This window comes from Paenibacillus sp. V4I5 (assembly GCF_030817255.1).
Taxonomy (GTDB): Bacteria; Bacillota; Bacilli; order Paenibacillales; family NBRC-103111; genus Paenibacillus_E.
Genome location: NZ_JAUSZB010000002.1, coordinates 3,199,426 through 3,221,535 on the forward strand (window position 1 = coordinate 3,199,426; position 22,110 = coordinate 3,221,535).

At 44.0% G+C, this 22,110-nt stretch carries 21 protein-coding genes; 1 reads left to right on the forward strand and 20 read right to left on the reverse strand.

Annotated elements, in window-relative coordinates; genetic code table 11:
- Positions 1-11: 11 nt before the first annotated feature.
- From bioD to liaF, 14 genes are all read right to left on the reverse strand, one after another.
- Entirely contained in the window at positions 12-749 is a 738-nt protein-coding gene (gene bioD, locus QFZ78_RS16500; RefSeq protein ID WP_307549140.1) for a dethiobiotin synthase, read from the reverse strand.
- Positions 746-2,107: an adenosylmethionine--8-amino-7-oxononanoate transaminase gene (bioA, locus tag QFZ78_RS16505; protein ID WP_307549142.1), complete on the reverse strand. Its 1,362-nt coding sequence runs from the start codon at positions 2,105-2,107 to the stop codon at positions 746-748. The genes bioD and bioA overlap by 4 nt, the downstream gene beginning before the upstream one ends.
- A gap of 216 nt (positions 2,108-2,323) precedes the next feature.
- Positions 2,324-2,878, reverse strand: a complete 555-nt coding sequence (locus QFZ78_RS16510) for an NADPH-dependent FMN reductase (protein ID WP_307549144.1) — start codon at positions 2,876-2,878, stop codon at positions 2,324-2,326.
- Positions 2,879-3,064: 186 nt separating this feature from the next.
- Positions 3,065-4,489 carry a type I glutamate--ammonia ligase gene (gene glnA / locus QFZ78_RS16515; RefSeq protein ID WP_307549146.1) on the reverse strand — a complete coding sequence of 475 codons (1,425 nt, stop codon included), beginning with the start codon at positions 4,487-4,489 and terminating at the stop codon, positions 3,065-3,067.
- 241 nt (positions 4,490-4,730) lie between these two features.
- Complete coding sequence (gene aroF, locus QFZ78_RS16520) at positions 4,731-5,774, reverse strand: 3-deoxy-7-phosphoheptulonate synthase (protein ID WP_057304848.1); 1,044 nt, start codon at positions 5,772-5,774, stop codon at positions 4,731-4,733.
- 129 nt (positions 5,775-5,903) lie between these two features.
- On the reverse strand, positions 5,904-6,449 hold the full coding sequence (locus QFZ78_RS16525) for a DUF2062 domain-containing protein (protein WP_307549148.1): 546 nt from the start codon (positions 6,447-6,449) through the stop codon (positions 5,904-5,906).
- Positions 6,450-6,485: 36 nt separating this feature from the next.
- On the reverse strand, positions 6,486-7,442 hold the full coding sequence (locus tag QFZ78_RS16530; RefSeq protein ID WP_307549150.1) for a 4-hydroxy-3-methylbut-2-enyl diphosphate reductase: 957 nt from the start codon (positions 7,440-7,442) through the stop codon (positions 6,486-6,488).
- A 46-nt stretch (positions 7,443-7,488) separates the two neighbouring features.
- The gene (locus QFZ78_RS16535; protein WP_307549151.1) at positions 7,489-8,961 is read right to left on the reverse strand and encodes a sensor histidine kinase; all 1,473 of its coding nucleotides are present in this window, start codon (positions 8,959-8,961) and stop codon (positions 7,489-7,491) included.
- A gap of 1 nt (position 8,962) precedes the next feature.
- The gene (locus tag QFZ78_RS16540) at positions 8,963-9,652 is read right to left on the reverse strand and encodes a response regulator transcription factor (protein ID WP_307549153.1); all 690 of its coding nucleotides are present in this window, start codon (positions 9,650-9,652) and stop codon (positions 8,963-8,965) included.
- A gap of 143 nt (positions 9,653-9,795) precedes the next feature.
- Positions 9,796-11,400 carry a S1C family serine protease gene (locus tag QFZ78_RS16545; protein WP_307549155.1) on the reverse strand — a complete coding sequence of 535 codons (1,605 nt, stop codon included), beginning with the start codon at positions 11,398-11,400 and terminating at the stop codon, positions 9,796-9,798.
- A gap of 141 nt (positions 11,401-11,541) precedes the next feature.
- Positions 11,542-11,955: a YugN family protein gene (locus QFZ78_RS16550; RefSeq protein WP_307549157.1), complete on the reverse strand. Its 414-nt coding sequence runs from the start codon at positions 11,953-11,955 to the stop codon at positions 11,542-11,544.
- Positions 11,956-12,042: 87 nt separating this feature from the next.
- Positions 12,043-12,693: a response regulator transcription factor gene (locus QFZ78_RS16555; protein WP_307549159.1), complete on the reverse strand. Its 651-nt coding sequence runs from the start codon at positions 12,691-12,693 to the stop codon at positions 12,043-12,045.
- Positions 12,683-13,750, reverse strand: a complete 1,068-nt coding sequence (locus QFZ78_RS16560) for a sensor histidine kinase (RefSeq protein ID WP_307549162.1) — start codon at positions 13,748-13,750, stop codon at positions 12,683-12,685. The genes QFZ78_RS16555 and QFZ78_RS16560 overlap by 11 nt, the downstream gene beginning before the upstream one ends.
- Positions 13,751-13,759: 9 nt before the next feature.
- Entirely contained in the window at positions 13,760-14,872 is a 1,113-nt protein-coding gene (liaF, locus tag QFZ78_RS16565; protein WP_307549163.1) for a cell wall-active antibiotics response protein LiaF, read from the reverse strand.
- A 266-nt stretch (positions 14,873-15,138) separates the two neighbouring features.
- Here liaF and QFZ78_RS16570 point away from each other — a divergent pair, with 266 nt between their 5' ends.
- Complete coding sequence (locus QFZ78_RS16570; RefSeq protein ID WP_307549165.1) at positions 15,139-16,428, forward strand: ammonium transporter; 1,290 nt, start codon at positions 15,139-15,141, stop codon at positions 16,426-16,428.
- Positions 16,429-16,470: 42 nt separating this feature from the next.
- Here the strand turns inward: QFZ78_RS16570 and QFZ78_RS16575 are convergent, their stop codons facing one another.
- The 6 genes from QFZ78_RS16575 to thrS form a co-directional block, all read right to left on the reverse strand.
- The gene (locus tag QFZ78_RS16575) at positions 16,471-16,848 is read right to left on the reverse strand and encodes a hypothetical protein (RefSeq protein WP_307549167.1); all 378 of its coding nucleotides are present in this window, start codon (positions 16,846-16,848) and stop codon (positions 16,471-16,473) included.
- Positions 16,849-16,926: 78 nt separating this feature from the next.
- Positions 16,927-18,012: a methyl-accepting chemotaxis protein gene (locus QFZ78_RS16580; protein WP_307549169.1), complete on the reverse strand. Its 1,086-nt coding sequence runs from the start codon at positions 18,010-18,012 to the stop codon at positions 16,927-16,929.
- The gene (locus QFZ78_RS16585) at positions 17,996-18,451 is read right to left on the reverse strand and encodes a hypothetical protein (RefSeq protein ID WP_307549171.1); all 456 of its coding nucleotides are present in this window, start codon (positions 18,449-18,451) and stop codon (positions 17,996-17,998) included. Before QFZ78_RS16585 ends, QFZ78_RS16580 begins: the two co-directional genes overlap by 17 nt.
- Positions 18,452-18,599: 148 nt before the next feature.
- Positions 18,600-18,728 (reverse strand): hypothetical protein, encoded by a 129-nt coding sequence (locus QFZ78_RS16590; RefSeq protein ID WP_307549173.1) that lies wholly within the window; start codon positions 18,726-18,728, stop codon positions 18,600-18,602.
- Positions 18,729-18,814: 86 nt separating this feature from the next.
- A complete protein-coding gene (locus QFZ78_RS16595) occupies positions 18,815-19,468 on the reverse strand; it encodes a 3D domain-containing protein (protein WP_307549175.1) in 654 nt (217 codons plus the stop codon).
- Between the two features lie 187 nt (positions 19,469-19,655).
- Complete coding sequence (thrS, locus tag QFZ78_RS16600; protein ID WP_307549177.1) at positions 19,656-21,590, reverse strand: threonine--tRNA ligase; 1,935 nt, start codon at positions 21,588-21,590, stop codon at positions 19,656-19,658.
- Positions 21,591-22,110 lie beyond the last annotated feature (520 nt).

Genomic DNA, 22,110 nt, shown 5'->3' on the forward strand with positions numbered 1-22,110 from the left:
GCAAGCATTCGCTATTGGTTGAACTGCAAAGCCTGTCTGATAGGTACAAGTTGGATTGTTTTTCGTATGATATGTATCAAATTCTCTGAATTGGCTTCGCTGTACAAACGGGGAAAGCGTCCGAGGACCTTAAGGCCGCTATACTGTTCGATTAATTCCGCATTCGCAGCAACGCTCGGATCGTCATACCGCTCCAATAATCCGCCGTCGTTCATAATGACGCCTACAATCGGGATTGCACGATGCCGCAGAAATGATGCAGTCAAAAGCGTATGGTTAATCGTGCCGAGACTTGAACGGGCTACAATTAGAACGGGTACTTGGAGTTCCGCGATCAAGTCCACCATGATGGCTTCATCGGTCAGAGGAACAGCAACACCGCCTGCGCCTTCAATGAGCAGCGCTTCATAACGTTTAGAGAGCGGTTCACCAGCAGCGATAAGCTCCTTCAGCGTTAAGGTCACACCAGCATGCTTTGCGGCAAGCATCGGAGTAAGCGGAGCTTCAAATGTAAATGGTGCCACCGCCTCTGGCCGCTCATTGATCCCCGAGCCTTGCAGCAGCCGTTCAGCATCGGTAACTCCGCTGCCAATAAGTGCACCGGACTGCACAGGCTTCCAAACACCTGCGTTCAAACCTTCGGCGCGGAGCGCAGCGGTAATGGCTGCCGTCACCATCGTCTTCCCAACGCCAGTGTCCGTACCTGTTACAAACAATCCGCGTATCGTTCCTAAGTTGACTTTGTTCATGGAATTACGTTGCCTTCCGTTACGTTAATTATCGATTCTGCCAAAATATTTGTCATTGCATCAAGCTCAGCTTCTGTGCTAACAAGCGGAGGGATGAAGACAACCACATTGCCAAGCGGCCTCGTAAGCATCCCGAGCTCTCTGGCTCTCATGCTCGTACGAACGCCGATTCGTTCTTCCCAATCGTATGGCTCACGTGATCCTTTGTCGCGTACGAGCTCGATTCCGATCATCAGTCCCTTTTGCCTGATGTCACCGATATGCGGCCGTTCCATAAGTGCTGCGAGCTTATTCTCGACAAAAGACGCCTTAGCTCTAACTCCTTCAATAATCTTCCGCTCTTCAAATAGCTTCAAACTGGCCAAAGCAACAGCACAACCAAGTGGGTTTCCCGTGTAGGAATGACCGTGAAAAAAAGTTTTCTGCTCTTGGTAATCAGCATAAAACGCGTCGTAGATCTCGTCCCTTGCAAGTGTCGCGGCCACAGGCAAATAGCCGCCGGTCAACCCCTTCCCTACCACCATCAAATCAGGTGATACGCTCTCGAGATCACAGGCGAACATAGCGCCCGTTCGACCAAAGCCGGTCGCCACCTCGTCGGCGATGAGCAATACGTCATGTTTGCGGCACAGCGCAGCCATCTCACGAAAACAGCCCGGCGGCATGACAATCATCCCGCTGGCCCCTTGCACAATCGGCTCCACAATGAGAGCCGCGATCTCATCCGCGCTCGTCTCGAGCAAGCTGCGCAGTGCGGTTAGCGTACGTTCCAACGCTTCCGTCGCACCACCTTCATGGCGGTAAGTGTTAGGATACGGAATAACGTGCGAAGGAAACAGCATGGGACGAAATACATCATGGTACAGCGGTATCGCACCGACACTAATCGCGCCAATCGTGTCTCCATGATACGCTTGACTCATCGTGATAAACGTCGTTTTTCCCCGTGCTCCCTGGTTGTGCCAGTATTGAAATGCCATTTTAATCGCAATCTCGACACCGGTTGCTCCTGAATCAGAATAAAACACTTTATTTAATCCTTTTGGAGCGATCCCCACCAGCTTCTCTGCAAGCTCGATTGCCGGTATATTGGCCATTCCTAGAAGGGTGGAGTGAGCTACACGCCCTAACTGGGTGACAATAGCCTGATTCAACTCAGGTACGTTGTGGCCGTGTACGTTGAGCCAAACCGACGAAAAACCGTCGTAATACGCTCTTCCATGAACGTCATAAAGCCTGATACCCTCGCCGCGTTCAATAATTAGAGGATCTGCGTTGTTGTAGTCTTTCATCTGAGTAAATGGATGCCATAAGTGCGACTTGTTTATTGCAGCAAGACGTTCGTAATGCGTTGTCACAAATAATCACCATCCGTATGTTTAATTGTCAACTTAAAATTTCAAAATAGGTTGACAATAGATTGTGGTTATTTTAGCAGATTGGGACGTTCCTGTAAAGAGAATTCAATTGCATCACAACCTGTTGTTAAACATAAAAAAGTGAGCAACACAAAGCGTATTTTACGCTTTGAATTACTCACACTATATCTAATGGCTTATTGTTATTGGAAACTTCTAAACAAGTTTAACTGCCAACTGTTTGGTCAATTTAAGGAATGAACCCACAACACGACGAACACGTTTATCGACATCTGGATGGATATCTTGATAGGTTACACCCGTTTGGAAGCTCTTCCGCTGGTCGCCTCCAATAGATAGCCAGTCTGGGCAGTTAATGCCATGCAGATTGCGTACAATGGTTTGCATCTGCGTCAGAGAGCTCACAGCAACGGCTCCGCCTGCTGAACTTACAGATAAGACAACCTTGTTATTGAAATGATCTTGTCCTAGATGATCAAGCGCATTTTTCAAAACTCCGGAAATTCCACTATGATACTCCGGCGTTGCCAGTACGATTCCCTCTGCTTCAAGCATGGCTTCTTTTAATTTCTCTAGAGCTTCGTGCCCCGCATTGGCATTATCTGGTGAATAGAAAGGGAGCGGTGTTTGATACAAGTCAATCAATGTCACCTGGTGACCCTCTTGGGTCGCAAGATGCTCGATATATTCAGCAAGTCTTGTACTTGTCGCTGATCTCTGATTACTTCCTGCTATCATTGTAATTTTCATAATGATCTTCCTTCCACATCTATCATTGATTAATGCCTTCATTATACCTCAATCTCAGTCCGATATCACCACTAATTATAATTATTATCAAAAGACATTTAATACAGATGAATAAAAAGCTGCTTCCTCCATAGAAAACTATGAAAGAAGCAGCTCGTATGTTATTCATGTATAAGTGCTAAGGAATTAGCAATCGAAGTAAAGGTTGTACTCGTGTGGGTGAATACGGATTGCTACAGCTTTCGCTTCGCCACGTTTCAATTCGATATAGTTATCGATGAAATCTTGTGTGAATACGCCGCCTTCAGTCAAGAAATCAGAATCAGCTGCAAGAGCATCCAAAGCTTCATCTAATGTACCAGGAACGCTGCGGATTTCAGCTTTCTCTGCATCGGACATTTCATAGATGTTTGTATCGAAAGGACCGTATCCAAGAGCACGTGGATCGATTTTCTTTTTGATACCGTCAAGACCTGCCATCAGCATTGCTGCGAAAGCGAGGTATGGGTTAGCCGTGCTATCCGGTGTACGGAATTCAATACGACAACCTTTAGGTGTCACAGCCGCGATTGGAATACGAACTGCCGCGGAACGGTTACCTTTGGAGAATACAAGGTTAACCGGCGCTTCGTAACCAGGAACCAGACGTTTGAAGGAGTTTGTACTTGGATTTGTCAATGCGATCAATGCTGGTGCGTGGTAAAGAATACCACCGATATAGTTGATTGCCATTTCACTCAGGTTTGCATATGCTCCTTTTTCATAGAACAAAGGCTCGCCTTCATTGAAGATGGACATGTGTACGTGCATACCGCTACCATTGTCACCAAACAGTGGTTTAGGCATGAAAGTTGCCACTTTACCGTATTCTCTAGCCGTGTTAGCAACGATATATTTGTATTTGAGCAGGTTATCTGCTGTTTTAGTCAATGTGTCAAAACGGAAGTTAATTTCAGCTTGACCAGCTGTAGCCACTTCGTGATGGTGACGCTCAATACGAAGACCTGCATCAGCAAGCTTGTTGCACATTTCGGAACGAATGTCTTGTTGGGAATCCATTGGAGCTACCGGAACGTAACCGCCTTTAACCGGAACTTTATAACCAAGGTTTCCGCCTTCTTCTTTACGGCCTGTGTTCCAGCCTGCTTCTTCGGAGTCAACTTCGAAATAAGACTTATTCATGCCATTTTCGAAACGCACATCATCAAAGATGAAGAATTCGGACTCAGGTGCGAAGAATGCTGTTGTACCTACACCCGTTGTTTGCAGATATTCTTCTGCTTTTTGAGCGATGCTGCGTGGATCGCGATCATAACGCTCGCCTTCAGGTGTGTGGATGTTGCTCATAATAATTAAAGTTGGGTGAGCTGTGAAAGGATCTACATAAGCAGTTTCCGTATCTGGCATCATTACCATGTCAGATTGTTCAATACCACGGAATCCTGGGATGGATGAACCGTCAAAAGCCACTCCGTTTACGAAAGTTTCTTCATCTACTTCAGTAGCAGGCAAAGAAATATGCTGCGCTTTTCCAGAAAGACCTACGAAACGAAAATCTACCCACTCAATATTTTTTTCCTTGATAAGGTTCAACACATTTTGAACTGACATTTTAAAAACCCTCCCATTTCCGTACATTCAACGTACTTTACATGATTAATGTTCAACTTTTGGTTGTTATCTTGCACATATTATATAGCGATTAACCTCACACAGTCAATACTTATGTCAGGTATTTTTTAAAGATGTGTAAGCTATGCTCACACTAATTCACATTTTTGTCCTATATCCAAAAACAGGAAAACTGGCTTCCTCATTTTCGAGGAAACCAGTCATCTTAGAACTATAACCGTTACGCCAAGATAACTTCTTTATGTGTATCAAACTTTTTACCAAGTAATGGAGCAAGCTTCTCAAGATCAACAAGCAAATTAGCGAATTGATCAGGGAATAAGGACTGAACGCCGTCTCCCGTCATTGAATTGTCTGGATCCGTGTGCATTTCGATGATCAAACCATCAGCTCCAGCGGCAACGGATGCCTTCGTCATAGGAACAACAAGCTCTCTACGGCCAGTACCGTGACTTGGATCAGAGATGACCGGAAGATGGCTCAACTGTTTAAGTACGGGAATGGCTGATAAATCCAATGTATTCCGAGTGTACGTTTCGAATGTTCGGATTCCGCGTTCACAGAGCATAACATTCGGGTTACCACCAGCAAGAATGTATTCAGCAGCATTCAAGAATTCATCGTAAGTGGAGCTGAATCCACGTTTGAGCAGGACTGGCGTTTGAATGGTTCCGAGCTTGCGAAGCAAATCAAAGTTTTGCATGTTACGTGTACCTACTTGAAGGATATCTGCGTATTGTGCACAAACATCAACGTACTCAGGTGTCATAACTTCCGTAATTGTAAGAAGTCCATGCTTCTTACCCGCTTCAGCCATCATGATTAAACCCTCTACACCAACACCTTGGAAGCTATAAGGACCTGTTCTTGGCTTAAATGCACCACCACGCAGAACTTGACCTCCCGCTGCTTTCACTAAACGTGCGATCTCATCAATCTGTTCTGGCGTTTCTACCGCGCACGGGCCGCCCATGACAACAAGCTGCTCGCCACCGATTTCAACACCCTTAATCTTGATAACCGTATCAGCCGGATGGAAATCACGACTTGCTAATTTGTAAGATTTCGAAATCTTCACAACTTGCTCAACTCCTGACATTTGACGCAACTGTTCTGCTAATTTAGGATCTGCTTGACCGATGATACCGATTACTGTGCGATCCTCACCTTTGGAGACGTGAGCTTGGACCCCTTGCTTTTCTATAAATTGTACAATTTCCTGAATACGCTCATCTGAGGTTTTGTTGGATGTAATGGCGATCATCTTAAACACGCTCCTTAGTATATGGGTTGGTTCACTTACACACTTCAACGCTTGTTCGCTTCTACGCTTTTAATCACTAAAGTAAATATACAACGCTTGACGAGTCTTCGTCAAGCGTTAATTTATTTACTATTCATTTGTATGGGAAGGGACTAGTTGATCTTTACGGATTCTGCGTTTTTCTTTGCGACGATCCGTATGGAGTTTAAGTAAGAGCATAACCGGGAAATAGGCAATGATGCCGAGTATTAACCCAACCACCATACCGCCTACAATCAAATCCAAACCACTTCTAACAATATTAGAAAGCATGTGGGGTAAATGATGGATCAAGTAAATTTTGAAGTGCTTCGGTACCAACCAATTACCAACCTGCTTGTTAAGAATAGAGAATGGAATATAAATCACTTTCCCAAACACAAAACCAATTAAAGCTGCAGGTAAATTAGCTCTCAATAAATAGACCAAGGGAAAAATAAGGACGAAAGCAAACCCGGCTGTAGGTAAGGTAAACATTTCTATGGCCAAGCCAATTGAAAAACCGCGTGCTACCTTGGAAGGACCGCCTTTGGCACGTAAGAGAAGTAAATATTTGTATCTAAACCATCGCTTCGTGCTTTTCCAATCGTAGCGAGCCTTCACTTTCAACATTTTCACCTTCTGAGTACTTTGCATGCTAGTCTCAATCCCGCCCTGTGAAATAAATAAAAATCACTCACTACTAGCTGCTTTGGATTTAACAGCTGGAATGAGCTTTTTCATATTGATAGTACGAGTAATATCCCAACTGGTTTCATCTTTTAAATCATAAGCTTCCAAATAGGAAATTACCTCTTTGGTTATAGGTGTCGGAGTTGAAGCACCAGACGTAACACCGACCTTGCGTACATTGGTTAACCATGTGCGATTAAGCTCCGTGATATCAGATATTCTATACGCTCTAACTCCTGCAATTTCCTCTGAAACTTGCGCTAAGCGATTCGAATTATTACTTTTCGGATCTCCAACTACGATAACTAGATCGACTTCCTTCGCTTGTTCAGCTACCGCTTCTTGTCTAACTTGCGTGGCTAGACAGATCTCATTATGAATCTCAGCTTTCGGGAATAGTTCCAGTAAACGATTCATAATATGCTTAATGTCCCATTGGCTCATTGTTGTTTGGTTCGTAATAATAATACGATCGGCTTTAATGTCTAGTTGATCTGCTTCTTCAAGCTTCTCGATGAGGTGTACTTGGTCCGGAGCTACACCTACTGCGCCTTCTGGCTCAGGATGAGCTTTCTTCCCGATATAGATAACTTCATAGCCGTCGGCTACTTTTTCTCGAATTAAATCATGTGTCTTCGTTACATCTGGACAGGTTGCATCCACAACCGTTAGGCCCTTGTCTCGGGCTCGGCGTCTTACCTCAGGAGATACCCCGTGGGCCGTGAATATGACTGTCCCTGTTTCGATTTGTTCTAATATTTCAAGTCGGTTCTCACCATCTAATGTGATGACACCTTCTTCTTTGAAGAAATCAGTAACATGCGCATTATGAACAATCATGCCTAATATATAAATAGGTCTCGGAAGATTTAAGTTTTTAGCAGTTTGCATTGCAAGTGCCATAGCGTCTACTACGCCATAACAATAGCCTCTTGGTGATATTCGAACTACTTCCATTTCATCCACCTGCCTAAGAAACATTATTTTCTTTCATTATAGCTGATTATACAGAGAGAGGAAAGTTTGCTGGCAGCCAAATCATAAAGGTACTTCCCTCGTCTTTGCGCGTTGTCACTTCAATAGACCCACCGTGCTCATCAATAATCCACTTGGCGATCGATAAACCGAGTCCAGTTCCAGATGTCAGTCCCCTGGATAAATCGGCGCGATAAAATCGGTCGAAAATATGAGGAATATCCTCTTTATCTATGCCAATTCCCGTATCGGTAATCCGAATACCAATAAAGCTATCCGTTCGCGACGCTTCGAACCTTACGGTTCCAACGGGTGTATATTTGAACGCATTCTCGATGAAAATAAACAACAATTGCTGCAAGTAATCCCTGTTCCCTTGCACAACCGCATGTTCTAATGCATCTAAATCACCCACTAGCCAATCAGCGGTATGCTCGAGCAAATGAGCCCGCCTTACCACTTCTTGAACGAGAGGCATCATCTCAACAGGCTTCTTTTCCATAAGAACGCCGGCATCTGCTCTCGCCAGAGCAAGAAGATCATTGACTAATCTGCTCATTCGCTGTGCTTCTCCTGCAATATCATGCATAGCCTCAAGTGACATCTGCATTTGATCAGGCTTTGCAAGTTCAGTGCTCCCCGAAGTTTGCTTCCACATCTTTTCCAACAAGTCGACATTTCCTCGAATCGTAGTAAGCGGTGTTCTCAGCTCATGCGATGCGTCCGATACGAACCTGCGCTGGGCTCGGTACGCTTCATCTAATTCGAGATAGGTAACCTGAATACGAGAGAGCATCCCATTGATCGTTTCGGTCAATCGCCCAATTTCATCTAGTGGACCATCGTAATGGATCCGTTTCTCCAGATCATCACTGCTTCCAATTTGATTCGCGGCTTCAATGACGCGTTCGATCGGCTTGAGCGCCTTACGCGCCAAAAACCAGCCTAAAGAAGCTGCCGCGATAATCGTTAATAATGCCCAAATCATCAACGTATACCGAAGGGTAACGGACGTTCTTTCATAGCTGCCAATCGGTACAGCCGCTTGAAGAATCCCAATGAGTTGATTCTGGTCATCTGACCTAATCCCATGATTATAAATGAGGAAATCTTGCCCAAGTACTTTGGTCTTTTCGTAAAAACCATCTTCCTGCTTTAATTTATCAATCGTATTTTTCTCTAAAGGCAAAGCAACATCATAGAATTGTAAGTTAGCCGAGCGATTATAGCTTTTAAGTGCAACATTATATAATTGCAAAAACGTATTCGTTGAGTAGAAATCTCTGCTTTCCAGTTCCAAATCAACGACGAGTCCCTTCTTTGAAAGTGCGAAGCTCTTCTGAATACGCAAAGAGGTATTGGTCGCTTCCCTTTTCACATCTTGGCGAATTTGATCGTACAGGAAGTAATTCAAGAAAAAATAAAGAACAATGCCAAAGAGCAGCATGGTTAGTGCCAATATACCTGAATACCAAAGCGTTAACCGCAAGCGAAGAGACATATCAAGATTCCCCTCTCAATACGTAACCTGCCCCCCGAACCGTTTGAATCAATCGTTTATGGCCAAATTCTTCCGTCTTTTGGCGCAGCAGCGCGATATAAACCTCCAGAACATTGGATTCACCGCTATAATCGTAGCCCCATATTTTTTCCATAATAATATCCCGTGAAAGGACACGCTTCGGATTCTGCATGAACAAGTGAAGTAAATCAAACTCCTTGGTTGTTAACTCAATCAGTTTCTCACCGCGAAAAACCTCACGTGTATCCAAATCTAAAATTGTATCCTCATAATTCAATCGATTCGTCTGCTGCTCAGGACGCTCCGTTCTCCTCCTAAGAAGTACACGCACTCTTGCAAGCAGCTCTTCAAGCGCAAAAGGCTTAACCAAATAGTCGTCTGCACCGAGATCCAAGCCTTTCACGCGATCGCTGATTTCATCTTTTGCTGTAAGCATAAGAATCGGCACCTCGCTGCCACTTTCACGAACTCGACGAACGACCTCCCAGCCATCAATATGCGGCATCATGACGTCCAAGATCAGTAGATGTGGTTCCGCTGTCAACATTTGTTTGAGGCCATCCGCACCATTGGTCGCAGTGACGACCGAATATCCTTCAAAAGCCAAACCTCGTCTCAACATTGACGTAATTTTCTCATCATCATCAATAACCATTATGTTCTCTCTCATCGACTTTGACCACCCTTCTTTCAACCATTGTAACAAATTCAGCCTCATGCAAAAAGAAGCAGAGCCTGCAAGCTTGCGGCCGCGGGACTCCACTTCCTTTTATTCCGAACTAACCTATATTTATCTCTCTAATTTTTCTTATATTATTGGGCAGGCGTTTCGGCTAGCGTGTTTTTATCCCCAACCGTAATAGGTACTTCCATTCGCTTGCCGTCTCGAATAAGTCCCAAAGTAACCTTGTCGCCAACTTTTGCTGCCTGAACTTTGGTAATCAATTCCTGCGAATTTTTCACCTTAGCTCCATTAATATCTACAATCACATCGTATTGACGAAGACCAGCTTGGAAGGCAGGACTTTTACGTTGAACGCTGCCAACTAACGCTCCATCTGTGTTCGAAAGCTTCAATTCACTTACCCAGTCTTGACCAATATCCTGTAGACCTACACCTAAGTAAGGAACCGGTTCTTTAGGAATTTGAACATTGTTTTTAAGATTTTCAAGAACGGAAGAAATTGTACTAGTAGGAATGGCGAAACCAATTCCTTGGGCTTGGGAGCTAACAGCTGTATTAATGCCGATCACTTCACCATTCAAGTTAAGTAAAGGTCCACCGGAGTTACCAGGGTTAATGGAAGCATCCGTTTGTAATAAGTGTTTATACTCACGTGTACCTTTGGCATCCGGAATGCTGATCGGACGTTCCTTTGCACTAAGCACTCCTACAGTAACTGTGTGGTCGAAACCGTATGGATTACCGATGGCAACAACCCAATCCCCAACATTCACATCCTCAGCTTTACCAAGTGGGAGGATTGGAAACTCTTTCTCGCCCTCGATTTTGAGAACAGCCAAATCCAATTCGTAGCTGTTACCTAACAATTTAGCTTTAAATGGCTTGTCATAACCTTCTACCGTGATTTGAATTTCATCAGCGCCATCCACAACATGCTCATTAGTTAAAATATATCCGGTTTTTTCGAAAATAAACCCTGTTCCCATACCGCCTGGCTGCAGCTCGCCACTGCCAGAGTCGTTCTGACCACTCTTAGGTGTTGTAGTACCTCCGCCATTATCTCCAAAGAATTGACGGAAGAACGGGTCATCGAAGAGGGAATTACCGCTGCGGCTTGTTTGCTTCGGTTTCACAAGAGCTTCAACCTTAACAATAGCAGGGCCAGCGTTCTGTGCAATAGCCGAAATGTTCCCCGGGCGAACAACATCTAGCCCAACATTTTTCACTTCGCCTCCATTACTGTTCCCGCCATTCGTTGCCGCAGCTGTGGAGCTACCAGAGTTTAGAGGCTGATTGCCAGTAAACAAATTCAATTTATCAGCACTGAACATAAGTGCACCTACGACCAAGGCGCCTGCCATGAAAGCCGCGAAAACGCTTTTCACAGATGAACGCTTTCTTGCGTTTGGATCCCAAGGACCCGAGCCTTGTGGAGCGCCTGCTTCAGGTCCAAAACTGAAAGGACGCAAGTTCTTAGGCGGAGTAACTTCAACACTGGAGGTTCCTTCAGTTCCCGATGATGAAGTTGTAAGCGAATGCCCTTCGTTTTCTTCGTTAAAAGCCGACTTGTAAGGGCCATACGAATAATAGTAGGAAGGTCTTGCTTTGTTAGGATCTTGTGGATCTTGCGGGTCTTGATGATTAGACTCATTTCGATTAACGCGATCGTTGTTACTGCTATTGTCATTCTGCGGCTTAAAGAAGTCGCTATAGTCTTTCTTGTTGTCTTCCATAGTTCTTACCTCCATTTGATTAGAAAAGTTATAAGTGCATGCTTCTTGAAGGGTTATGTCTTGTTCTCTGTAGTTCTATCATGCACCTACAACCTTAAACGAATATTAAAAAACAATAAAATGGAGGTAAAAAAAGCTAACTCATTGTATCCAAGCTTGTTCCACTTTATGGAGCAGACTAGCTGCTTCTTTCACCCATTTATCTTCGATTTTGGCATCAGGATCGAGTGGAGTTTGGAATTGATCGATCAATGCACCATAGGTTTCAGCTTCCGCCTCCTGATCAAGTCCATCATTATAGACATGCTTCAGTACGAAAGGAGTCCCAACTTCGACGATCGCATCTGTTGATTCGGCGTCGCCATCAATTCTTCCTGTCACAACTTGAAAAGGAATACGAAGCCAAACTAGATGCTCTTCATCTAAGTAGTGGTCGAAATAGCCATGATCGTAATCCCAATTGCCACCCAGAGCAAAATCGAATTCATGCAGGTGCTCACGGACACTGTCAAAAGATTCTTGCACCTGCTCCAATGATGATGATAATGTTTTCATTCAGACACTCCTTAAGCGCTCATATTATTTTACTTACGCATAGAATGTGTCAAAATCTAGTTTTTATGTGTGTTACGTTCCTTATTATCAAACCAAGCCTTTACGGTGAGCGAAGATAGCAAGCTGAGTCCGATCTTCTAATTCACACTTCATCAGAAGGTTGCTGACGTGTGTTTTGACCGTTTTGATACTAATAAAAAGCTCTTCTGAAATGTCTTTATTACTCTTTCCCTCTGCAATCAAAAGCAATACTTCTCTCTCGCGTGAGGTCAACCCTTCTTCCTCGGGTATACGATTACGTTGCCTAATCCCTCTTGTAAGCGCCAAGGACACTTCTGAGTTCATAACCGGCATACCGCGGTAAGCGCTCAGAATTGCATGAATCAATTGGTCGGATGAAACCGTCTTCAGCATATAACTGATGGCACCCGATTCGACAGCTTCAAGAACCTTCGCTTCCTCCAAGAAGCTGGTCAGCATAATAACCTTAATCTGTGGAAACTTACCGCAAATCAACTTGGTGGCGCCTATACCATCCAGAACCGGCATGGTCAGATCCATCAAAATAACATCCGGCAAATGCTGAGAGAGTTCTTGATTTAACTTATCGAACGCGTCCTGGCCATTGTTTGCTTCCCCCACAACTTCCAAACCGGGTTCCAATGAAATGTAGGTACGAAGCCCAACCCGAACCATGTCGTGATCATCTACGATCATCACTTTAATGTTACTGCTCATTTGTTTCTCCCTCTCTTTCCTTCATTAGAAAGCTTGACTGTCCCGTAAACCGCGGAATGCGTACTCTAACTCGTGTTCCTGATCCTAACTTGCTGTCGATCTCCACTTCGCCACCAAGCTTTTGCGCTCGCTCTCTCATTGTCGATAAACCATGTGAAGCCGATGGGATGTCTCTTCGTTCAAACCCCTGACCATCATCCTGCAGCTGAAGCACATACTGGTGCTCTCTTTCATAGATAGCTAGTCGAACTTGTTTGGCAGAAGCATGCTTAACTACGTTAGCCAGACCTTCTTGTATAATGAGGAAAAATTGATGTTCAATTGCTTCAGATATCGTTTCACGCAAAGAAACATCAAGCTGGCCCAGCAGCTCATGGTTTCGGCAATATTCCGGAAACCATTTCTCTAGGGCTTCTTGTAGGCTCATATCCCCCAGTTCGATGGGTCTTAATTGCGAAATAAGACCGCGCATCTGCTTCTGGGCATGGTGAGACATTTGAATAAGTTGATTCATAACACCCGGCGCCGCATCCGGGTTTCTCTCCAGAATTTTGGGTAAAGAGGATGCTGACATATGAATGGCGAACAGCTCTTGACTGACCGTATCGTGCAAATCCCGCGCCAAGCGACGTCTTTCCTCAAGCACAGCATTTTCAGTAAGCTCCTGATCCCGAATTGCCTCAGCCTCACCTAATTTTTGAAGCAGCTGAATGCGCTCTTCAACGGCAGAGGCCATGTTATTAAAAGCATCATACAAATACAAGAATGGTTCTACGGGTTCCATTTCAATCCGACTGGAGAAATTCCCCTTGGACAATTCGAGCATAGCTACATGCAGTTCATCCACTTTGCGCTGCCATCTTTTGGTCGCAACATAACCCACCGTTAGACAGACCAAGAGAATGGCTATGACGTACCCCATTCGGAACTGCCAAGAAACAAGCTCCTCCTTATAATATTCAAGAACAATATATATGCTGGATACCGTGAGTAAACTCGAGATAAGAAAATAATTCAGCAGCTGCCACTTCATATTGAACATTCGCAATTTGTACATGCTCCATCCTTAACCTATCTTTTTGATTGTAATGTCACCAATAAACATGCTCGTAGTTACAATTATTTTCCGGTCAGCCTCTTCATAGTGCGAGGTCTGAGTTCTCACACTGCGCAGAAACCCACTCTCACGGCGATCAAGTACTTTCATATCTCCGATAAAAGAACTTGCCATTACGCGAACCTCAACATCAATATCATTGGGAATGAATATTTTCACATCACCAATAAATGCTGAAACATGAATAGTTGTCTCTCCCAAAGGAATGGCTGCGCGTGTAAGATCTATCACAGAATCACCAATGAAATGTGAGATCTGAATCGGCTTCAGTTCCCAAGCTTCTTGTCCCAGATGCACATCTCCGATAAAACCATGTCGATGAAGTACATCACCAGAGTCGAAGTTACGTACAAAATCATCGTACTTGTGACCATGATGGTTAAAAGCATGCGTTTTCGGTTGTCCCGGTGGCTGAGGTAGCCTTGGATCTGGTGCTCCCGGCGCCTCAGGCACATCCCATATATGCTTATCATGAAACTCGCCATGAATATCCTTGAGTACGGCTTTCTCTTCGTCACTTAACTCATGCTTTACTTCATTAAAAGTAGATTTACTTTCGCGCTCCTTATCATTTGTTGGCGATGGCGCACCATCAGTGCCCATAGGTTGATCCCATGGATTTCTATATTTTTCATGCTGCAATCTTCTAGCTTCACGTCTTGCCTCTCTAACTTGATTTTTCTCTTCTTTAATAGAAGGCCAATCCGGTGACTCATTCTTGCTAGGTTTAAAAATCACATTCAATCCAAATAAAATTAAGGCAATAGGTCCCAAAATCTGAAACATCTCTCCAAGCGATCGATCGGTCAGCTTTAAATTCTTCAGCAGAAAGATCGTTCCCATACAGCAAACGAGTAAACTCCAAATTGAGCCTCCCCAATGATACTTACGCTGCCAAACAAAACCAACGAGACCGTAGAAAATAAGAATGACAGGCCAATAAGTGGAAAACATATAAGCAAGATCAATATCAATAAACCCTAATTGGTTAAGTAAATAAAGGACACCTGCCGTTACGAGGACAAGCCCCCAAATTATTCTTTGAAACATATGCGGATTCATACTTCTTCCTCCATTTGTATACAACGTTGTTAAGATACCTCTAGTTTATAAGATACAGCTAGGAATGAAAAGAGACGAGAGATTGATCGCTTCCTCGGTCTAGAGACTGAGTTTTCGCAGAATCAAATGAATAACTGACATCAATTATTTAAAAACGAACAATAACCTTCATATGTTATGTATTCTTACGTATATCGTTGACATAATTATCATCAGAACCGTATAATTGGTGCAAAGAATTCCTCAAACATAAGGAGAGATTGATTATGGATGAAATCCAACAGCTTTCTAGCGGCCTAGATACCATATGGGTGGTTCTGACAGCTGCCATGATTCTATTGATGGAAGGCGGCTTCGCTTTATTGGAGGCAGGTTTCGTCAGACAAAAAAATGCGGTAAGTATCATTATGAAAGTGTTTGTTGATATCGCTTTTGGAGCACTTATTTTTTACTTCTTCGGCTTTGCCCTTATGTACGGTAAAGATGTATCTGGTTTGATTGGCACCACCGGCTTCTTCATGGGAGGAGATTTAACACATATCGTTTTAAATATCTCACATGAGACTTATTGGCTATTCCAGTGTGCCTTTGTTATCGCTGTGATCTCGATCGTATCTGGGGCTGTAGCTGAACGCATCAACTTCCGCGCTTACATTCTATACACCATCGCAATGACTGGTTTAATCTACCCCATTGCTGGCCACTGGGTTTGGGCTGTCAATGGATGGCTTGGCAAGCTAGGCATGGTTGATTTCGCAGGTTCTGCAGTCATTCACGCACTTGGCGGATTCTCCGCCCTTGCCGCAGCGATGATCATTGGTCCACGGATTGGCAAATTTTCCGCTGACGGTACGGCTAATATTGTCCCACCATCCAATTTGCCGCTTGCCTCCGTAGGCGCATTTATCCTTTGGTTCGGTTGGTTTGGCTTTAACTCAGGAAGCACGCTAAGTGCCACCAATACTTCGATCGGCCACATTGCAGTAACGACCATGCTTGCAGCAGCAGCGGGCAGCGCAACGTGCATTCTATTCACCATGATGCGTTACCGCAAAGCGGATCCCCCTATGGTCATCAACGGCGCTCTTGCAGGACTCGTTGGCATTACCGCAGGCTGTGCTTTCGTTAGTGATGCTGCGGCCATTTTCATCGGTGCAATTTGCGGGATCGCAATGGTTTATGCAACAGAAATGCTAGAAGCTAGGCGGATTGATGATCCAGTCGGTGCTTTTCCTGTTCATGGTATCAGCGGTAGCATCGGGACTCTCGCTGTAGGATTATTTGCTCAGCCTGATGCCATTCGGGAAGGTACTGCTGGTTTGTTCTATGGCGGGGGCTTCAGCCTACTAGGTGTTCAAGCATTAGGTCTTGTTACGATTTGTATATGGGGATTCGTCATTACATGGGGTTGTATGAAGCTAATTCAACTTATCGTTCCATTGCGAGTTAGTAGAGACGAGGAATTAGTCGGATTGGATGTCGGTATCCATGGTGTTCCGGCTTACAGCCAAGAGGATGGATTTCTGGACTTAGAACAACTAAAGAAAGGTCAATGAGAACAATAAAAACCTTCCAAATTGGAAGGTTTTTTGTTTGTATTAAGAAAGCAGCTCTTCAATCTCATCCGGTACTGAGATCTCATCACCTGGTTTGGATTCATTCATAATTTGTCTCGCATGGGCAATTTCAGCTCGAAGCTTCCTAACTTGCTCCATGGGCTTCTTCACATAGTGGATATATTCGACAGCAAGATGATGGTCAGGTTTCTTACCAGAAAACATGCGGCGAAATGATGACATCGTCTGATAAGCGCGCTCTTCTTTCATTCTTTTGATTTCGTAGCGCTCTACTACCTGCTCAATATCCAGGACCTGCTGTTCCTTGCGGACAATGTAAGCTTCCAAGAAAGGAAGTACCTCTGCAGCTTTCCTTGGTGTTTTTTGAGGTTTTCCGTCCAATCGCAAAGCATTCAGCATGATCGCTCACCTATCTCCCCATGTCAAGATTTATCACAGTAATCTTATTTTACACCAAAATAAACGATTTGAGAACCTTTATTTCAATATTAAATCGATTCCTACAACACCAACAGGGGTTCCCGTGTCATCTATTATCGCTTTTGACATCGTGATACATGGTTTTTTGGTAATAGCTGACACGTATTCCGGAGAAACGAAGAGTTCTCCCCCCATCGCACGCTTCCACCACTCTCTGCCCTTTGCATTAACTAGACCTGCTTCAGGCATCGAATAGATGAAAGTTCCATCCGCGCGGTTAGACCAGATGGCTTCAATCCCGGCCGTTTTCTGCAAAACAGCACCTAAATGAGAAGCATGCTTACCATCAAGCAATGAAGTTATGTCAGGTATTTGTACAAGTGAGCTAAGTACTTGCTTCATTTCTTGAATATTTACATGAATCGTTCCTTCTTTATTTTGCATACCTACTGCTTGTATCGCCTGTAATAGTTCCTTAGAGGAACGATCTAAATTTTGGTTGATATGCTGCAGCATCGATACTTCATGGCGCTGCTTTGTCAGTTGATCCAAGGTAATCTCCACACTAGACATCGTCTCATTCATCAAATCAACAACTTGGCCAAGTAGAGTTCTTGTACCTGAGACAAGCGAAGACTGATGTTGAGTGGAGCTTGTTGTACTCGATACAAGATTATTGACATTCAGAATCAACGCGAAGATCGTATCGATCTTATCTTTTATTATTTTCATCTCAGCAATCCCATGCGCGACAGATGCCTTTTCCTCAGCAACCGCTGTCACAACTTGTGAAACACCGCTCTCGATAGATGCCAATAGTTCGGAAGATTTCGTAACCGCTTCATGACTTTGTGTGGCCAGCTTCTTAATTTCCTGTGCGACGACAGAAAAGCCCCGTCCATGCTCACCCGCTCTGGCTGCTTCAATGGATGCATTAAGCGCGAGCAGCGAGGTTTGAGACACTACTTCCGCAATAAATGTATTGATTTCTTCAATCTTAGAAGTATGTCCTGTCAAATCCTGAATCTTCTTCTGCATGGTATCATTATTAATATGTAGATCATTCATGACTTCATCTGTGGCATTCAGTGACCGGCATACATCGACCACCGTATCTTTGGTTTGCTCACTCTCTCGATGCATATGTAAGGATGAATCTAGAATTTGGTCGGCTGCAGCTGCTACCTGCTGAATCGCAGCGAATGCTTCTTGCAGCTGTCCAACGGGCTTGATTACTTCGAATCTTCAGATCCTCTTCTCCTTGAATCGAAGCATCAGCTATTTGCAAAAGATGTCCGATCGAACGATTGACTTCCTCAACAGCGGCTGCTAATCTATCCGCTACCACCTGAGATTCTTGTATAAATGTTCGGAATTGCTCTTGTTGTCCCTTATTATCGTGGCTATTAGATGACCTTGATGATCTTGTACTAAGCCAAGCAATAATACCTATAAACAAAAAAACAGCCAAACTTGCAGCCGCAAACCATCTAGAGGAAGTAAATAGCGCGAATATACTTACCGTAATACCAATGAGAATAAGAGCATAAAACCCAGCTTTGTGTTTCATTTCTACGCGCATAAGAAATTGGTACTCCTCCCAAAAGGAACCTAAATGTTAGTTTTTGTTACATTATATCGAAAATAGGAGAAGTTGAAAAGAAATAAAAAAGCAGAGACCTTTTCAGATCTCTGCTCTTCTATCGCTTTTTCAGCTTATTGATATTGCATTATTTATTTTGGTTTTGTGTATTCGTTTGTTGCTGATTGTTCGCTACTGATGTTTCCGCAGCAAATTCTACATCTTGAGCAACATTAGCGCTCAAATTTTTATTCTTGTTATTCTTGTTCTTAGCCATGTTCAATCACCTCCTGTAAGTATAGAATTTCCCAAACAGGAGAATTTATGATGGAAATGTTCGGCTTAGTAAAAAGCTGATTCTTGTCATAGTGCTTTGGTTGGTGCGATAATCTCATCCTTTAGCTGATTCCAGATGAGTTCGGTCACTTTCCCATGCCCTTCTTTGACGATAAATACTTTAACCGTCTTCTTGCCCCATTCTTTATAAACCTGATCCTTTGTGTCGAAATACAGATCAATTTTCTTTCCTTTAATTGCGCTACCTGTATCTGCAACAACACCATACCCATAACCGGGAATAAACAAGACAGTGCCTAGCGGAAAAACGTTCGTGTCTGCTGCGATCGTTGATAAGGACTTATCATCCCGCTTTACTTTAATTCCCGAATACGTGATCCCATACTCAGGATGATCCGGATTTTTCCCTGTTGATTCCTTACCTGCAAAATAACCGGTGGCTGTCACTTCGACTGCCTTGAGCTTGGACAAATCTGAGTCTAACTTCGGAACATAACGATAATTGATTTGTTGCAGGTTTTCTTGCGCTACCGGCCGTGAAGCAGGCGTCGTTTTGTCCGGAATAACCTTTTGCTGCTGATCTTGTATATGGGTGACGGAGTTTGCCGTCGTGTAACTTTGGTCGCTTTTGCCCGTCGTCTCTTGTCCGAAAAGTGCCATCAGAACAACGATGATCGACGCACTAAACCATTTAGACTGAGCCAAAAAATTGGTTAACATTACTATTTTTAATACCTCCCCTACTATTGCAGGTTGTCCAATACCTACCACCTTTAAACATCCGGATGCAGACTCACTGTTTAAGGTGTCCTAATCACGCTCCCCTATACATACCCATTAAACTGAAATTTCCAAACAAAAAAAGCAGAGAAGAATATCTTCTCTGCTTCATTTATAGGTGTGGTGCTTAAAGTTTATTGCTAATTTCCTCGTTAATCATGCCAATCACTTGTTCAATCGGATGGGTTCCAAGATCCCCTTGACCACGTTTTCGAATAGATAAGCTTTCGCTCTTCACTTCGTTTTCACCGACGACTAGCATATAAGGAATCTTCTCCAGCTGCGCTTCTCTAATCTTATAACCCAGCTTCTCATTACGATTATCTGCCTCAACACGAATACCAGCTTCCCGTAGACGCTCAGTCACGTGATTCGAGAATTCTTCGAATGCCGGAGATACCGGAATGACTTTCGCTTGAATCGGCATTAACCAAGTTGGCAGCGCACCTGCAAAGTTCTCAAGCAAGAAGGCTGTCATACGCTCCATAGTACTGATAATCCCTCTGTGAATAACCACCGGGCGATGTTTCTGACCATCTTCACCTGTGTATTCAAGCTGAAAGCGTTCGGGGAGCAAGAAATCAATTTGAGCTGTTGAAAGTGTTTCTTCTTTCTTGAGTGCTGTTTTGATTTGAACGTCAAGTTTAGGACCATAGAAGGCAGCTTCACCTTCAGCCTCGAAAAAAGGAAGTCCTAATTCTTCAACAACCTCACGCAGCATGCGTTGAGAAGTTTCCCACATTTGATCATCTTGGAAATATTTTTCTGTATCCTTAGGATCCCTATAGGAAAGACGGAAACGGTAGTCTGTAATTCCGAAATCCGCATAAACCTGACGAATCAAGTTCACAACGCGGGAGAACTCTTCTTTAATTTGATCCAAACGACAGAAAATATGAGCGTCATTCAGGGTCATGGCACGAACACGGTGTAGACCGGTTAAAGCTCCTGACATTTCATAACGGTGCATGGTGCCAAGCTCAGCAATCCGAATTGGCAGATCACGGTAGCTGCGCATATCGCTTTTATAAACCATCATGTGATGTGGACAGTTCATTGGACGTAGGACAAGTTCCTCATTGTCCATCACCATTTTCGGAAACATATCCTCGCTGTAATGCTCCCAGTGACCGGATGTTTTGTACAAATCAACATTAGCCAGAACAGGTGTATACACGTGTTGGTAACCCAGACGCTCTTCTAGATCGACAATATAACGCTCCATGGTACGTCTTAATTTAGCGCCATTCGGCAGCCAAAGTGGTAACCCTTGCCCAACCTCACGTGAAAAAGCAAACATTTTAAGCTCTCTGCCCAGCTTACGGTGATCACGTTTCTTCGCCTCTTCCAAAAGATGCAAATGCTCATCCAGCTGCGCTTTCTTAGGGAAAGCAGTGCCGTAAATACGTTGCAGCATTTTGTTCTTCGCATCTCCACGCCAGTAAGCACCAGCAACGCTCAATAATTTAAATGCTTTGATTCGTCCAGTTGATGGAAGATGCGGTCCGCGGCATAAATCAAAAAATTCACCTTGGTCATAGATGGTAAGTACCGAATCTTCCGGCAGATCACGAATCAATTCCAGCTTAAACGGATCTTCCATTTCAGTGAAAATGCGAATCGCTTCCTCACGAGAAACAACGCGGCGAGTAATCGCTAGGTTCTCACCGGAAATACGCTCCATTTCCTTCTCGATTTTCACCAAATCTTCAGGATTAAGCGGTGTTTCCAAATCGATATCATAGTAAAATCCGTCTTCAATCACAGGTCCAATTCCTAATTTAACCGCTTTTTCACCATAAATACGTTTAATCGCCTGAGCCATCAGATGAGCTGTGCTATGACGATACATCTCTAATCCCGCTTCACTATCGAGCGTTAGAATCTCTACGTCTGCATCATTTTCCAATGAGAACGACAGATCCACGGATTTCCCGTTAACTTTGCCGCCAATCGCATTTTTCTTCAGTCCGGATGAAATGGATTCCGCCACTTGTTCAATGGTCGTTCCAACTGCGTACTCTCTAACCGCGCCATCTGGTAATTTCACTTGTACAACCATTTTTGTTCCTCCTAATATAGGGATCTTTGAGCGTAGGCTCAAAGTCTCTCCGCTTTGGGATCTTTGAGCGTAGGCTCAAAGTCTCTCCGCTTTGGGATCTTTGAGCGTAGGCTCAAAGTCTCTCCGCTTTGGGATCTTTGAGCGTAGGCTCAAAGTCTCTCCGCTTTGGGATCTTTGAGCGTAGGCTCAAAGTCTCTCCGCTTTGGGATCTTTGAGCGTAGGCTCAAAGTCTCTCCGCTTTTGGTACATTTTTTGAACGCAAAAAAGCACACTGCATCCCAAAAGGGACGAGTGCGCTCAGCTCGTGGTTCCACCCTAGTTCGATTCGCTGCATGCCCAAAGGGGTAAGGCGAATCCTCATCAGCATTCGGTAACGGGAATGACTCCGGTATTGTATACTAACGATCCTGCAAGTCAGGTCGAATTCCACAATACGGCTACAAAGGGGTAAACGATCTGAATAGCTGAAGGAGATTGCAGCCTAGTCTCCTCTCTCTGAGCAGTTCTTGCAGAAAGTTCA